At 71.5% G+C, this 13,824-nt stretch carries 12 protein-coding genes; all 12 read left to right on the forward strand.

Going from position 1 to position 13,824, the window contains the following annotated elements; genetic code table 11:
- Positions 1 to 171: 171 nt before the first annotated feature.
- On the forward strand, positions 172 to 1,146 hold the full coding sequence (gene nrtL, locus S1361_RS26450; RefSeq protein WP_208034416.1) for an ArgS-related anticodon-binding protein NrtL: 975 nt from the start codon (positions 172 to 174) through the stop codon (positions 1,144 to 1,146).
- Between the two features lie 50 nt (positions 1,147 to 1,196).
- On the forward strand, positions 1,197 to 2,588 hold the full coding sequence (gene lysA / locus S1361_RS26455) for a diaminopimelate decarboxylase (RefSeq protein WP_208034418.1): 1,392 nt from the start codon (positions 1,197 to 1,199) through the stop codon (positions 2,586 to 2,588).
- 156 nt (positions 2,589 to 2,744) lie between these two features.
- The gene (locus S1361_RS26460) at positions 2,745 to 4,034 is read left to right on the forward strand and encodes a homoserine dehydrogenase (RefSeq protein ID WP_208036778.1); all 1,290 of its coding nucleotides are present in this window, start codon (positions 2,745 to 2,747) and stop codon (positions 4,032 to 4,034) included.
- 6 nt (positions 4,035 to 4,040) lie between these two features.
- Positions 4,041 to 5,099 carry a threonine synthase gene (gene thrC / locus S1361_RS26465; RefSeq protein ID WP_208034421.1) on the forward strand — a complete coding sequence of 353 codons (1,059 nt, stop codon included), beginning with the start codon at positions 4,041 to 4,043 and terminating at the stop codon, positions 5,097 to 5,099.
- 279 nt (positions 5,100 to 5,378) lie between these two features.
- Positions 5,379 to 6,296: a homoserine kinase gene (gene thrB / locus S1361_RS26470; protein WP_208034423.1), complete on the forward strand. Its 918-nt coding sequence runs from the start codon at positions 5,379 to 5,381 to the stop codon at positions 6,294 to 6,296.
- A 404-nt stretch (positions 6,297 to 6,700) separates the two neighbouring features.
- Complete coding sequence (rho, locus tag S1361_RS26475) at positions 6,701 to 8,695, forward strand: transcription termination factor Rho (RefSeq protein WP_208034425.1); 1,995 nt, start codon at positions 6,701 to 6,703, stop codon at positions 8,693 to 8,695.
- Between the two features lie 265 nt (positions 8,696 to 8,960).
- A complete protein-coding gene (locus S1361_RS26480) occupies positions 8,961 to 9,320 on the forward strand; it encodes a S8 family peptidase (RefSeq protein WP_279577658.1) in 360 nt (119 codons plus the stop codon).
- 138 nt (positions 9,321 to 9,458) lie between these two features.
- Positions 9,459 to 10,139: a hypothetical protein gene (locus S1361_RS26485; protein ID WP_208034427.1), complete on the forward strand. Its 681-nt coding sequence runs from the start codon at positions 9,459 to 9,461 to the stop codon at positions 10,137 to 10,139.
- Positions 10,140 to 10,164: 25 nt separating this feature from the next.
- Complete coding sequence (locus tag S1361_RS26490) at positions 10,165 to 11,295, forward strand: LCP family protein (protein WP_208034429.1); 1,131 nt, start codon at positions 10,165 to 10,167, stop codon at positions 11,293 to 11,295.
- Positions 11,296 to 11,514: 219 nt separating this feature from the next.
- Complete coding sequence (gene rpmE, locus S1361_RS26495; protein ID WP_019326867.1) at positions 11,515 to 11,739, forward strand: 50S ribosomal protein L31; 225 nt, start codon at positions 11,515 to 11,517, stop codon at positions 11,737 to 11,739.
- Between the two features lie 105 nt (positions 11,740 to 11,844).
- Positions 11,845 to 12,912: a peptide chain release factor 1 gene (prfA, locus tag S1361_RS26500; protein ID WP_208034430.1), complete on the forward strand. Its 1,068-nt coding sequence runs from the start codon at positions 11,845 to 11,847 to the stop codon at positions 12,910 to 12,912.
- A gap of 35 nt (positions 12,913 to 12,947) precedes the next feature.
- Positions 12,948 to 13,793: a peptide chain release factor N(5)-glutamine methyltransferase gene (gene prmC, locus S1361_RS26505; RefSeq protein WP_031171939.1), complete on the forward strand. Its 846-nt coding sequence runs from the start codon at positions 12,948 to 12,950 to the stop codon at positions 13,791 to 13,793.
- The last annotated feature ends 31 nt before the right edge of the window (positions 13,794 to 13,824 follow it).

The raw sequence follows: 13,824 nt of genomic DNA on the forward strand, positions 1-13,824 counted from the left end.
CACGACCGGCTCCCCCCCACCCCACCCCCCAGACACCCACCCCCACAGCAAAAGCGACCGCCCCCCAACACGGCAAAAGCACCCCCCAACACACCCCCCGTCCCCACCCACCCCCCACCCCCGCCCCAACCACCTCGCACCCCCACCCCCCTCCCCCACTACCCTTGTCCCGTGACCCCCGTCGAGCTGTCCCGTACCGTGCTGCGCGCGGTGCGTCGTGCTGTCGATGACGGGGAGCTGAAGGTGACCGTGCCGGAGCGGGTCGTGGTGAGTGAGCCGGGGCCCGGGGGGTGCGGGGACTTCGCCACCACCATCGCGTTGCAGCTCGCCCGGCCGGCCGGGCAGCCGGCGCGGCGGGTGGCCGAGATCGTGCGGGCCCGGCTCGCCGATGCCCACGGGATCCGGGACGTCGTCGTCACCGGGCCGGGGTTCCTCAACATCAGCCTAGACGCGCAGGTCGATCCCGTTGTCGGCCTGGTGCGGGAGATCCGGCGTAAGGGCGCCCGGTACGGGCACGGCGACGCCCTCGCGGGGCAGGTCGTCGCGCTGCGGGTGCCGTACGAGGTGCGGGCCGAGGTCGTCGCCGACGCCGTCGTACGGCTCGTGGCGACCCAGGGCGGGCGGGCCACCGTCGAGCACGGCGAGCCCGTCAACCTGCGGCCCGTGCCCGCCCCGGAGGACCCCGCCCCGCTCGGACCCGACGCCGCCCGCTGGGCCCTGCTCCGCCCCGCCGCGCACGACCGGCCCCGGATCACCGCCGACCATCTGGTCCAGCGGGAGGGCAATCCCCTGTTCCGGGTGCGGTACGCCCACGCCCGGGTCCGCGCCCTCGGACGCAACGCCGCCCGCCTGGGGTTCGACGCCGAACCCGGCCCCGTGGACGACGCCCGGGCCCTTCTCACCCCCCTCGCCGACCACCCCCGCATCCTCTCCGCGGCCGCCACCCACCGTGCCCCGGACCGGCTCGCCCGGCATCTCGTCACCGTCGCCGATGCCGTGCTGCCCCTGCTGCCCTGCGTGCTTCCTGTCGGCGAGGAGAAACCCTCGGCCGCCCACCGTGCCCGGCTGGCCCTCGCCGAAGCCGCCGGGACGGTGCTGGCCGGTGGCCTGTCCCTGCTCGGCATCGATGCACCCGAACACCTCTGAGGGCCCCGAGCGATGAGCCCCGGAGAGACAGAGAGTCTGAGAGCCACGTCATGAGCCGTTCCGCCCATCCCGCCGGGCCCCGCCACGCCGACGTCCTGCCCGAGGGGCACTACTCCGCGCCGCCCGCCGACCTCAACGCCCTCGACCAGAAGGTGTGGGCCCAGACCGTCACGCGCGGCGACGACGGTGTGGTCAGCGTCGGCGGCGTCCCCGTCACCCGGCTCGCCGAGGAGTTCGGCACCCCGGCCTACGTCCTCGACGAGACCGACTTCCGGGCCCGTGCGCGTGCCTGGCGCACCGCCTTCGGTCCGGACGCCGACGTCTTCTACGCCGGGAAGGCCTTCCTCTCCCGGGCCGTCGTGCGGTGGCTGAACGAGGAGGGGCTCAACCTGGACGTCTGCTCCGGCGGCGAGCTGGCCACCGCGCTCTCCGCCGGCATGCCCGCCGACCGCATCGCCTTCCACGGCAACAACAAGTCCGTCGAGGAGATCCGCCGTGCCATAGAGGCGGGTGTCGGGCGGATCGTGCTCGACTCCTTCCAGGAGATCGTGCGGGTCGCGCACACCGCCCAGGAGCTCGGGAAGCGGCAGAGGGTCCAGATCCGGATCACCGTGGGGGTGGAGGCGCACACCCACGAGTTCATCGCCACCGCCCACGAGGACCAGAAGTTCGGGATCCCGCTCGCCGGCGGGCAGGCCGCCGAGGCGGTGCGGCGGGCCCTGCAGCTCGACGGTCTTGAGCTGATCGGGATCCACTCGCACATCGGGTCGCAGATCTTCGACATGTCCGGGTTCGAGGTCGCCGCCCACCGGGTCGTCGGACTGCTGAAGGACATCCGGGACGAGCACGGGGTCGAGCTGCCCGAGATCGACCTCGGCGGCGGCCTCGGCATCGCTTACACCAGCGGCGACGATCCCCGTGAGCCGCACGAGATCGCCAAGGCGCTCACCGAGATCGTCACCCGGGAGTGCGAGGGCGCCCGGCTGCGGACGCCGCGGATCTCCGTCGAGCCGGGGCGCGCCATCGTCGGTCCCACCGCCTTCACCCTGTACGAGGTCGGCACGGTCAAGCCGCTCGACGGGCTGCGCACGTACGTCTCCGTCGACGGCGGCATGTCGGACAACATCCGGACCGCGCTCTACGACGCCGAGTACAGCGTCGCGCTGGTCTCCCGCGCCTCCGACGCCGAGCCGATGCTCGCCCGGGTCGTGGGCAAGCACTGCGAGAGCGGGGACATCGTGGTCAAGGACGCGTTCCTGCCGGCCGACCTGGCGCCCGGTGACCTCGTCGCCGTACCGGCCACCGGCGCGTACTGCCGGTCCATGGCCAGCAACTACAACCACGTGCTCCGGCCGCCCGTGGTCGCCGTACAGGACGGCGCGGCCCGGGTGATCGTCCGGCGGGAGACGGAAGAAGACCTGCTGCGTCTCGACGTCGGGTGACGGCACACCGCAAGAACCCGGTGGCGGAAGATCTACGGTCTTCCGCCCCCGTACAAATGAAATAGATGTCTCACGATCCGGACGAAGGGTAGAAACTGCCGTCCGGTGAGTGAGACTGGTCCAACCGTAGACGGTATGAGGAAACGAGGTCGGATGATGCGTACGCGTCCGCTGAAGGTGGCGCTGCTGGGCTGTGGGGTTGTCGGCTCAGAGGTGGCGCGCATCATGACGACGCACGCCGACGACCTCGCCGCCAGGATCGGCGCGCCCGTGGAGCTGGCGGGTGTCGCGGTACGCCGGCCCTCGAAGGTCCGGGAGGGCATCGACCCGAGCCTGGTCACCACCGACGCCACCGCCCTCGTCAAACGCGGGGACATCGACGTGGTGGTCGAGGTCATCGGCGGGATCGAGCCGGCCCGGACGCTCATCACCACCGCCTTCGAGCACGGTGCCTCCGTCGTCTCCGCCAACAAGGCCCTGCTCGCCCAGGACGGGGCCGCCCTGCACGCCGCCGCCGGGGAGCACGGCCGGGACCTCTACTACGAGGCCGCCGTCGCCGGTGCCATCCCGCTGATCCGCCCGCTGCGTGAGTCGCTCGCCGGCGACAAGGTCAACCGGGTGCTCGGCATCGTCAACGGCACCACCAACTTCATCCTCGACAAGATGGACTCGACCGGCGCCGGGTACCAGGAGGCGCTCGACGAGGCCACCGCCCTGGGGTACGCCGAGGCCGACCCGACCGCCGACGTCGAGGGCTTCGACGCCGCCGCCAAAGCCGCCATCCTCGCCGGCATCGCCTTCCACACGCGCGTGCGCCTGGACGACGTCTACCGCGAGGGCATGACCGAGGTCACCGCCGCCGACTTCCGCTCCGCCAAGGAGATGGGCTGCACCATCAAGCTGCTCGCCATCTGCGAGCGCTCCGCGGACGGTACGTCCGTCACCGCGCGCGTGCACCCCGCGATGATCCCGCTCACCCACCCGCTCGCCTCCGTCCGCGGCGCGTACAACGCCGTCTTCGTCGAGTCCGACGCGGCCGGGCAGCTGATGTTCTACGGGCCCGGCGCCGGCGGTTCGCCCACCGCCTCGGCCGTGCTGGGCGACCTGGTCGCGGTCTGCCGGAACCGGCTGAGCGGGGCCACCGGGCCGGGCGAGTCGGCCTACGCCGACCTCACCGTCTCCCCGATGGGGCAGGTCGTCACCCGGTACCACATCAGCCTCGACGTGGCCGACAAACCGGGTGTGCTCGCCCAGGTCGCCACCGTCTTCGCCGAACACGGCGTGTCGATCGACACCGTTCGGCAGCAGGGCAAGGACGGCGAGGCCTCCCTCGTCGTCGTCACCCACCGGGCCTCCGACGCCTCCCTGTCCGGGACCGTCGAGGCACTGCGCAAGCTCGACACCGTGCGGGGTGTCGCCAGCATCATGCGGGTTGAAGGAGAGTAACCAGCAATGACCCACCAGTGGCGCGGAATCATCGAGGAGTACCGGGACAGGCTGCCGGTATCCGACACCACGCCGGTCGTGACGCTCCGCGAGGGCGGCACGCCCCTCGTGCCCGCGCAGGTGCTCTCCGAGCGCACGGGCTGTGAGGTCCACCTCAAGGTGGAGGGCGCCAACCCCACCGGCTCCTTCAAGGACCGCGGCATGACCATGGCCATCAGCAAGGCCAAGGAGGAGGGGGCGAAGGCCGTCATCTGCGCCTCCACCGGCAACACCTCCGCCTCCGCCGCCGCGTACGCGGTGCGGGCGGGCATGGTGTCGGCCGTCCTGGTGCCGCAGGGCAAGATCGCCCTCGGCAAGATGGGCCAGGCGCTCGTGCACGGCGCGAAGATCCTCCAGGTCGACGGCAACTTCGACGACTGCCTCACCCTGGCGCGCGCGCTGAGCGAGAACTACCCCGTCGCGCTGGTGAATTCGGTCAATCCGGTGCGTATCGAGGGCCAGAAGACGGCGGCCTTCGAGATCGTGGACATGCTCGGCGACGCGCCCGACATCCACGTCCTCCCGGTCGGCAACGCGGGCAACATCACCGCCTACTGGAAGGGCTACAAGGAGTACGCCGCCGACGGCATCTCCACCAGGACCCCTCGCATGTGGGGTTTCCAGGCGTCCGGCAGTGCCCCGATCGTGCGCGGCGAGGTCGTCAAGGACCCGTCGACCATCGCCACCGCCATCCGCATCGGCAACCCGGCCTCCTGGCAGTACGCGCTGGCCGCGCGCGACGAGTCGGGCGGTGCCATCGACGAGGTGACGGACCGTGAAATCCTGCGCGCCTACCGTCTGTTGGCCGCGCAGGAGGGCGTCTTCGTGGAGCCCGCCTCCGCCGCCTCCGTGGCCGGTCTGCTCAAGGCGGCCGAGCAGGGCAAGGTCGACCCGGGCCAGCGCATCGTGTGCACCGTCACCGGCAACGGCCTGAAGGACCCCGACTGGGCCGTCGCCGGCGCCCCGCAGCCGGTCACCGTCCCGGTCGACGCGGCCACCGCGGCCGAGCGCCTCGGCCTCGGCTGAGCGCCCCCGGTCCGGGAATCCCTGACAGGGTGCACAGAGGGCTTACGACACGCATCGTGCGCCTTCTGTGCGCCCTATGTCGCCACAGAACCTTCCTTCGATAGGCTGTACTGAACCCGCCTTCGCCCATGCCCTCGCGCATGGCACGGCGCCGCGCCGTCTCCGCGGCCCGACGGGTCTGTCGTACGTCATCGGATATCCACCGAACATCGGTCGAATGTCCACCGAGTCCCTCGAGGCCATTCGACCGCCACGCAGCTCAAGGAGAGTCTTCGAGCGATGGCCGGTCCAGCGTTCCGCGCCGCCGCCGTCCGGGTGCGCGTCCCCGCCACCAGCGCCAATCTCGGTCCGGGCTTCGACGCCCTGGGCCTCGGGCTGGGGCTCTACGACGACGTGGTCGTCCGGGTGGCCGACTCCGGGCTGCATATCGACATCGCGGGTGAGGGCAGCGAGACCCTGCCGCGGGACGAGAGTCACCTTCTCGTCCGTTCCCTGCGCACCGCCTTCGATCTGCTGGGCGGACAGCCCCGCGGCCTGGAGATCGTGTGCGCCAACCGCATCCCGCACGGCCGGGGCCTCGGTTCCTCCTCAGCCGCCATCTGCGCCGGCATCGTGGCCGCCCGCGCGGTGACGATAGGCGGCGAGGCCCGTCTGGACGACGCCGCGCTGCTGGAGCTGGCCACCGAGATCGAGGGCCACCCGGACAACGTGGCCGCCTGTCTGCTCGGCGGCTTCACCCTGTCCTGGATGGAGGGCGGCACCGCCCGGGCCATCAGGATGGACCCGCACGATTCCATCGTTCCGGTGGTTTTCGTGCCCGGAAAGCCGGTCCTGACCGAGACCGCGCGCGGCCTGCTCCCGCGCACCGTGCCGCACGTCGACGCCGCCGCCAACGCGGGCCGCGCCGCCCTGCTCGTCGAGGCCCTGACCAGGCGCCCCGAGCTGCTGCTGCCCGCCACCGAGGACCGCCTCCACCAGGAGTACCGCGCCCCGGCCATGCCGGAGAGCGCCGCGCTGGTGGAACGGCTGCGGGCCGACGGCATCCCGGCCGTGATCTCGGGCGCCGGGCCCACCGTCATGGCCCTCGCCGACGCCGACAGCGCCGACAAGGTGTCCCACCTCGCGGGTGAGGGCTGGGCCGCCAACCGGCTCGACCTGGATGTCCAGGGAGCGAGCGTGCTGCCGCTTGCGACCTGACACACGGTTGCCGGATTTGGAGAGGGGGAATGTTTGTTGGATCCGGTAGTGTTAATCTCAAGTCTGCACCCGACCCCACCATGGCGAGGTGCCTCGTGTCCCCGTCCGGGACAGACATTCTTCCGGGAGCCTCCCGCGCCACTCCGTGTTCCTTGCGCCGTACCTGGGCAGTACGTCGTATGCGGGCATTGAGCGGGCCGCCGGGCACGCCTCGGAGTCGGTGCTACCACGCCACGTGACACTGGGTGCCACGGCTCGCGGAAGCACCGATCACCGCACATTTCCTCCGCCGCTTTGGCGGACCACCGCCCCGGCACGGTTCACAGAAGACAGGACCGTAGCCGGACAGCACAACCGGTCGCCGAGCCAGACAGGCCGACGTCCGCTCCAGGGAAGGACCCTTCGTGAGCGACACCACCGATCTGATGGGCGCACGTGTCGAGGAGACCGCTGCCGCGCCCGCCACGGACGCCTCCGCGCCTGCCACCGGTGCCGGCTCCCGGCGGCGCCGCGGTACCGGCCTTGAGGGCATGGTGCTGGCCGAGCTGCAGCAGGTTGCCTCGGGCCTCGGGATCAGGGGCACCGCGCGGATGCGCAAGAGCCAGCTGATCGAGGTCATCAAGGAGGCGCAGGCCGCCGGGGGAGCCCCCGCCGCCAAGGCTGACGCCGCCACCGAGACCAAGCCGAAGCGCCGGGCCACCTCCAAGGCCCGCACCGGCGAGTCCGCCGAGAGCGGCGCGGGCACGGCGAAGAAGGCGGAGGCCAAGACCGAGGCGCCCGCCGAGAAGGCCGTGGCCCAGCAGCAGATCGAGATCCCCGGCCAGCCGGCCTCCGACGACGCCCCGAGCGAGCGCCGTCGCCGCCGTGCCACCGCGGAGGCGGGCAGCCCGGCCCAGGGCGGCGCCGAGACCGTCGCCACCGAGGCCAAGAGCGAGCCCAAGGCCGAGGCGCCCGCGCAGCAGCAGGGCGAGGCCAGGGGCGACGCCGGTGACGGCGAGGGCCGTGGCCGCCGGGACCGCCGTGAGCGCGGCCGGGACCGTGACCGCCGCAACAAGGGCGACGACCAGCAGGGCCAGGGCGGCGGCCGCCAGGACCGGCAGCAGCAGGGCCAGCAGCAGGGCGGCGGCCGTCAGGACCGCAACACCGGCCCCCAGGACGACGACGACTTCGAGGGCGGCCGCCGTGGCCGCCGCGGCCGCTACCGCGACCGCCGGGGCCGCCGGGGCCGTGACGACATCGCCGAGCCGCAGCTCGCCGAGGACGACGTCCTGATCCCCGTCGCGGGCATCCTGGACATCCTCGACAACTACGCCTTCATCCGGACCTCCGGCTACCTGCCCGGCCCGAACGACGTGTACGTCTCCCTCGCCCAGGTCCGCAAGAACGGCCTGCGCAAGGGTGACCACGTCACCGGTGCCGTCCGGCAGCCGAAGGAGGGCGAGCGCCGCGAGAAGTTCAACGCGCTGGTCCGCCTGGACTCCGTCAACGGCATGGCGCCCGAACACGGCCGCGGCCGCCCGGAGTTCAACAAGCTGACCCCGCTCTACCCGCAGGACCGGCTCCGTCTGGAGACCGACCCGGGCGTGCTGACCACCCGCATCATCGACCTGGTCTCGCCCATCGGCAAGGGCCAGCGCGGTCTGATCGTGGCCCCGCCGAAGACCGGCAAGACCATGATCATGCAGGCGATCGCCAACGCGATCACGCACAACAACCCCGAGTGCCACCTGATGGTCGTCCTCGTCGACGAGCGTCCGGAAGAGGTCACCGACATGCAGCGGTCGGTCAAGGGCGAGGTCATCTCCTCGACCTTCGACCGCCCGGCCGAGGACCACACCACCGTCGCCGAGCTGGCCATCGAGCGGGCCAAGCGACTGGTGGAGCTGGGCCACGACGTGGTCGTGCTGCTCGACTCGATCACGCGTCTGGGCCGCGCCTACAACCTGGCGGCGCCCGCCTCCGGCCGCATCCTGTCCGGTGGTGTCGACTCGACCGCGCTCTACCCGCCGAAGCGGTTCTTCGGCGCGGCGCGCAACATCGAGGACGGCGGCTCGCTGACCATCCTCGCCACCGCCCTGGTGGACACCGGGTCCCGCATGGACGAGGTGATCTTCGAGGAGTTCAAGGGCACCGGCAACATGGAGCTCAAGCTCGACCGGAAGCTCGCCGACAAGCGCATCTTCCCGGCGGTGGACGTCGACGCGTCCGGTACCCGCAAGGAGGAGATCCTGCTCGGTGCCGAGGAGCTGGGCATCGTCTGGAAGCTCCGCCGTGTCCTGCACGCGCTGGACCAGCAGCAGGCGATCGAGCTGCTTCTCGACAAGATGAAGCAGACCAAGTCGAACGTCGAGTTCCTGATGCAGATCCAGAAGACGACGCCGACGCCGGGCAACGACTGACCTGCCCGCGCACGCCGTAGGCAGCACGCCGTAGGCAAGGGCCGCTCCCACACCGGGGGCGGCCCTTCGCGCTGTCCGCCTCCGGTGAGCGGACTCGCGTAGGTGAAGCGGCCGGTCGCCGGAGCCGCGAACGCCGTGACGACCGCACCGGAGCCGGTCACCGAGCCGTCGGCAGGCTTCTTCGCTGTGCGGACAACTCTGCGCGGGCGCCGGCCGGTACGCCACCGTCTGCGACACCGACCCGCGCAAGGCGGCCATCGACAACCTGTTCGCCGCCGGCAACAACGGTTACACCGACGCGGTGAGCGCTCCGGCCTGCGTGCCCTCCGCGATCGCGGTCGGCTCCACCACCGACGACGACCAGCTGTCCGCGTTCACCAACCGCGGCCCGCTGCCGGACCTCCTCGCCCCCGGCACCAGCATCATCTCCTCGGTGCCCGGCGGCGGTTGCGCCTCCGAGAGCGGTACATCCATGTCCGCACCGCACGTGGCAGGCTCCCTCGCCATCCTGCGGCAGGCCTTCCCCAACGAGAGCCTCGCGAACCTGGAGTCGCGGCTGAAGAAGAGCGGGAAGACCATCAGAGGACCCCGCCGTCGCCGACCCCGAGGCGACCATCGGCGGTGACACCAAGGCCGGCCTCGTGCGCGTCGTCCACGGCGGCGGCAAGGGCACGGCCGAGCTGAACCAGGACCTCACCACGGTGCCCACGCGGACGGCTGCACCGACCTGGTCGTCGGCACCTCCCGCGAGGACGCCGGCACCGTGGGCGTGATCTACGGAGCCTCCGGCGTCCTCGGTTCCGGCAAGGCGGCACTCCACCTCGAACAGGGCACGGGCACGGAGGCCGTCCTCGCCGCGGCCTCCGCATCCGGGGACCGCATGGGGGCCGCCCTCGCCGCCGGCCTCACGCTCGACACCACCCCGGGTGCCACCGACCGGTGGGTGGAGGCCGGCGACGGCTCCGGCATGCCCGGCACCCCGACCGCCGGGCAGAGCGCGGGCAGCAGCCTGTACGGCACGCAGTACGACCTCTACGTCGGCATGCCCAACGGACCGGGCGTCTACGGCTCCCTGTACTCGACGCCGTGGGCGAACGTGACCGGAGGCACCGTGCAGCCGGTCACCACCTACGCACCGGGCACGGGTGGCCTCCCGGCCGCCGGACTCCGGTTCGGCCCGCTGAACGACGGCTCGGCGGACCCGCGGACCCGAGATCTTTGCCACAGGGATCTCGGTGGCCACCGGCTCCCGGGCGTACCGGCCCGGGAGCCGAATCCGCAGGTGAGCGCTGTCCCGGCAGATCAAGTGACTACGCACAGTGCCCATCGCCGTACACGAGGGGCACTGTGCGTTGTGCAACCCTTTTCCGAGTTTCTCCGTCTGACCGTGCGGAGCGACGATGGAGCGGTGACGACCGCGCCCGACCCTGACCGCAGGGGGTAACAGACCGCCGAGACCTAGGAGCGATGTGGCCGCCGAGAGCACTCAGCCCGCCATAACCGAGCCGGGCGCGACCCCGCGCCACCGGGGCAGGGGGCGCCGCCGCAAGGCCCCCAGCACCGGTCGCAAGGCGCTGCGCGCCACGGTCTGGACGGCCGCGGGCGTGGTCCTCCTGGGCGGCGCCGGCGCCGGGTACGTCTACTTCAAGCTCAACGGCAACCTGCACAGCGTCGACATCAACCAGGCGCTCGGCAGCGACCGGCCCACGAAGATCGACAACGGCTCGGAGAACATCCTGGTCCTCGGCTCGGACACCCGCTCCGGCAAGAACAAGAAGCTCGGCGGCGGCACGGACGACGGCAGCGCCCGCTCGGACACCGCGATGATCGTCCACGTCTACGAGGGCCACAAGAAGGCCAGCGTGGTCTCCATCCCCCGGGACACCCTCGTCGACCGCCCCCGGTGCACCGACACCAAGGGCACCTCCCACCCCGCCGCGTCCGGCGTGATGTTCAACGAGGCGTACTCCACCGGTGGCGCGGCCTGCGCGGTGAAGACGGTGGAGTCCATCACCGGTATCCGCATGGACCACTACCTGGAGGTCGACTTCGAGGGCTTCCAGAAGCTCATCGACGACCTCGGCGGGGTCGAGGTCACCACCACCAGGAACATCCGGGACCCGCAGAGCCACCTGGACCTCAAGGCCGGCACCCACACCCTGAACGGCGAGCAGGCCCTGGGCCTGGTCCGCACCCGGCACGGCGTGGGCGACGGCTCCGACCTCGGCCGCATCCAGCTCCAGCAGGCCTTCATCAAGGCCCTGATCGACCAGGTCAAGCACGTCGGCGTCTTCACGAACCCCAAGAAGCTGTACGACCTCGCCGACACCGCCACCAAGGCCGTCACCACCGACTCCGACCTCGGCTCGGTCAACTCCCTGATCGACTTCGCCGACGGCCTCAAGGGCATCAGCTCGGCCCACATGAAGATGGTCACGATGCCCGTCCAGTACGACCCGGCCAACCCCAACCGCGTCCTGCTGGCCAAGACCAAGGCGCAGCTGGTCTGGAACGCCCTGAAGAACGACAAGCCGATCCCGGCGTCGGCCACGAAGGGAACGGCCACCGGCGAGGCCAAGGGCGTGGTGAGCGCCCCCTGAGGGACGCGGGGAACGGCGCGGGAATCCACGGCGCACCCGCACCCGCCGACGGGGATCAAGCGGCACCCCCGCCGGCGAACCCCCGAGCCGGAATAGAACAGCCGCACCCCCGGTTTGGGAGGATGGCACCAGTCCTGGCAGACTGGTACGTCGGCTCCGGTTCACGCTCCCGCACCCCGCGGCGGCGACCCGGCGCCCTCCCGAAACCTAGGAGACACCTTGAAGCGCGACATCCACCCCGAGTACGTCGAGACGCAGGTCAGCTGCACCTGCGGTGCGTCGTTCACCACCCGTAGCACCATCGAGTCCGGCACCATCCGGGCCGAGGTCTGCTCCGAGTGCCACCCGTTCTACACGGGCAAGCAGAAGATCCTCGACACCGGTGGCCGTGTGGCCCGCTTCGAGGCCCGCTTCGGCAAGGCTGCCGCCGGCTCCAAGAAGTAGCGAGCCCCATTCCGCCGGTCCGCGGTCACGCCCTCGCGGGGGTGTGCCCGGGACCGGCGTTTTTGGTCGCCCGCCCTTCCCCTCACCGCAGTACAGGAGCCCAAGATGTTCGAGGCCGTCGAGGAACTCGTCGCCGAGCACGCCGATCTGGAGACGAAGCTCGCCGACCCGTCGGTCCACGCCGACCAGGCGAACGCGCGCAAGCTGAACAAGCGCTACGCCGAGCTGACCCCGATCGTCGCCACGTACCGCTCCTGGAAGCAGACCGGCGACGACATCGAGACCGCGCGCGAGTTCGCGGCCGACGACCCCGACTTCGCCGCCGAGGTCAAGGACCTGGAGAAGCAGCGCGAGGGCCTGACCGAGAAGCTGCGCCTGCTGCTCGTCCCGCGCGACCCGAGTGACGACAAGGACGTCATCCTGGAGATCAAGGCGGGCGCGGGCGGCGACGAGTCGGCGCTGTTCGCCGGTGACCTGCTGCGCATGTACCTGCGCTACGCCGAGCGCGTCGGCTGGAAGACCGAGATCATCGACTCCACCGAGTCCGAGCTGGGCGGCTACAAGGACGTCCAGGTCGCGGTGAAGGCCCGCGGGCAGATCGAGCCCGGCCAGGGTGTGTGGGCCCGGCTGAAGTACGAGGGCGGGGTGCACCGGGTGCAGCGCGTCCCGGCCACCGAGTCCCAGGGCCGTATCCACACCTCCGCGGCCGGTGTGCTGGTCACCCCGGAGGCGGAGGAGGTCGACGTCGAGATCAACCCGAACGACCTGCGCATCGACGTCTACCGGTCCTCCGGCCCGGGCGGCCAGTCCGTCAACACCACCGACTCCGCCGTGCGCATCACGCACATCCCGACCGGAGTCGTCGCCTCCTGCCAGAACGAGAAGAGCCAGCTGCAGAACAAGGAGCAGGCGCTGCGTATCCTGCGCTCCAGGCTGCTCGCCATGGCCCAGGAGGAGGCGGAGAGGGAGGCCGCGGACGCCCGCCGCAGCCAGGTCCGCACCGTGGACCGCTCCGAGAAGATCCGCACCTACAACTTCCCGGAGAACCGCATCTCCGACCACCGCGTCGGCTTCAAGGCGTACAACCTGGACCAGGTCCTGGACGGCGACCTCGACGCGGTCATCCAGGCCTGCGTCGACGCCGACTCGGCGGCGAAGCTCGCCGCCGCGTAACACCCGTACGCACGAGTACGACACGGAGGACTCGCGTGAACCTGCTGCTCGCGGAGGTGGCCCAGGCCACCCAGCGGCTGGCCGACGCCGGCGTGCCCTCGCCGCGCACCGACGCGGAGGAGCTGGCCGCGTTCGTGCACGGTGTGAAGCGCGGCGAACTGCACTCCGTGAAGGACGCCGACTTCGACGCCCGCTACTGGGAGGTCATCGCCCGGCGCGAGCAGCGCGAGCCGCTGCAGCACATCACCGGGCGCGCCTACTTCCGGTACCTGGAACTCCAGGTCGGTCCGGGGGTGTTCGTGCCCCGGCCGGAGACCGAGTCGGTGGTCGGCTGGGCCATAGACGCCGTGCGCGCCATGGACGTGGTCGAGCCGTGCATCGTCGACCTGTGCACCGGCTCCGGTGCCATCGCGCTCGCCCTCGCCCAGGAGGTCCCGCGCTCGCGCGTGCACGCCGTGGAGCTGTCCGAGGACGCCCTGGTGTGGACCCGGAAGAACGTGGCCGGCTCCCGTGTCGACCTGCGGCAGGGCGACGCGCTGACCGCCTTCCCCGACCTGGACGGCCAGGTCGACCTGGTCATCTCCAACCCGCCGTACATCCCGCTGACCGAGTGGGAGTACGTCGCCCCCGAGGCCCGCGACTACGACCCGGAGCTGGCGCTCTTCTCCGGCGAGGACGGCCTCGACCTGATCCGGGGCATCGAGCGCACCGCGCACCGGCTGCTGCGTCCCGGCGGCGTCGTCGTGATCGAGCACGCCGACACCCAGGGCGGCCAGGTGCCGTGGATCTTCACCGAGGAGCGGGGCTGGGCGGACGCGGCCGATCACCCCGACCTCAACAACCGCCCGCGGTTCGCCACCGCCCGCAAGGCGCTGCCGTGAGCACCCCCCAGTTCTCAACCCCGCAGTACGT

Origin of the sequence: Streptomyces cyanogenus, from assembly GCF_017526105.1 — a bacterium.
In the GTDB taxonomy this organism is placed as follows: Bacteria; Actinomycetota; Actinomycetes; order Streptomycetales; family Streptomycetaceae; genus Streptomyces; species Streptomyces cyanogenus.

Coding starts and splice junctions, on each gene's coding strand:
- S1361_RS26460 (WP_208036778.1), top strand. CDS start 2,745: ATGCGTACGCGTCCGCTGAAGGTGGCGCTGCTGGGCTGTGGGGTTGTC.
- lysA (WP_208034418.1), top strand. CDS start 1,197: ATGAGCCGTTCCGCCCATCCCGCCGGGCCCCGCCACGCCGACGTCCTG.
- thrC (WP_208034421.1), top strand. CDS start 4,041: ATGACCCACCAGTGGCGCGGAATCATCGAGGAGTACCGGGACAGGCTG.
- prfA (WP_208034430.1), top strand. CDS start 11,845: ATGTTCGAGGCCGTCGAGGAACTCGTCGCCGAGCACGCCGATCTGGAG.
- thrB (WP_208034423.1), top strand. CDS start 5,379: ATGGCCGGTCCAGCGTTCCGCGCCGCCGCCGTCCGGGTGCGCGTCCCC.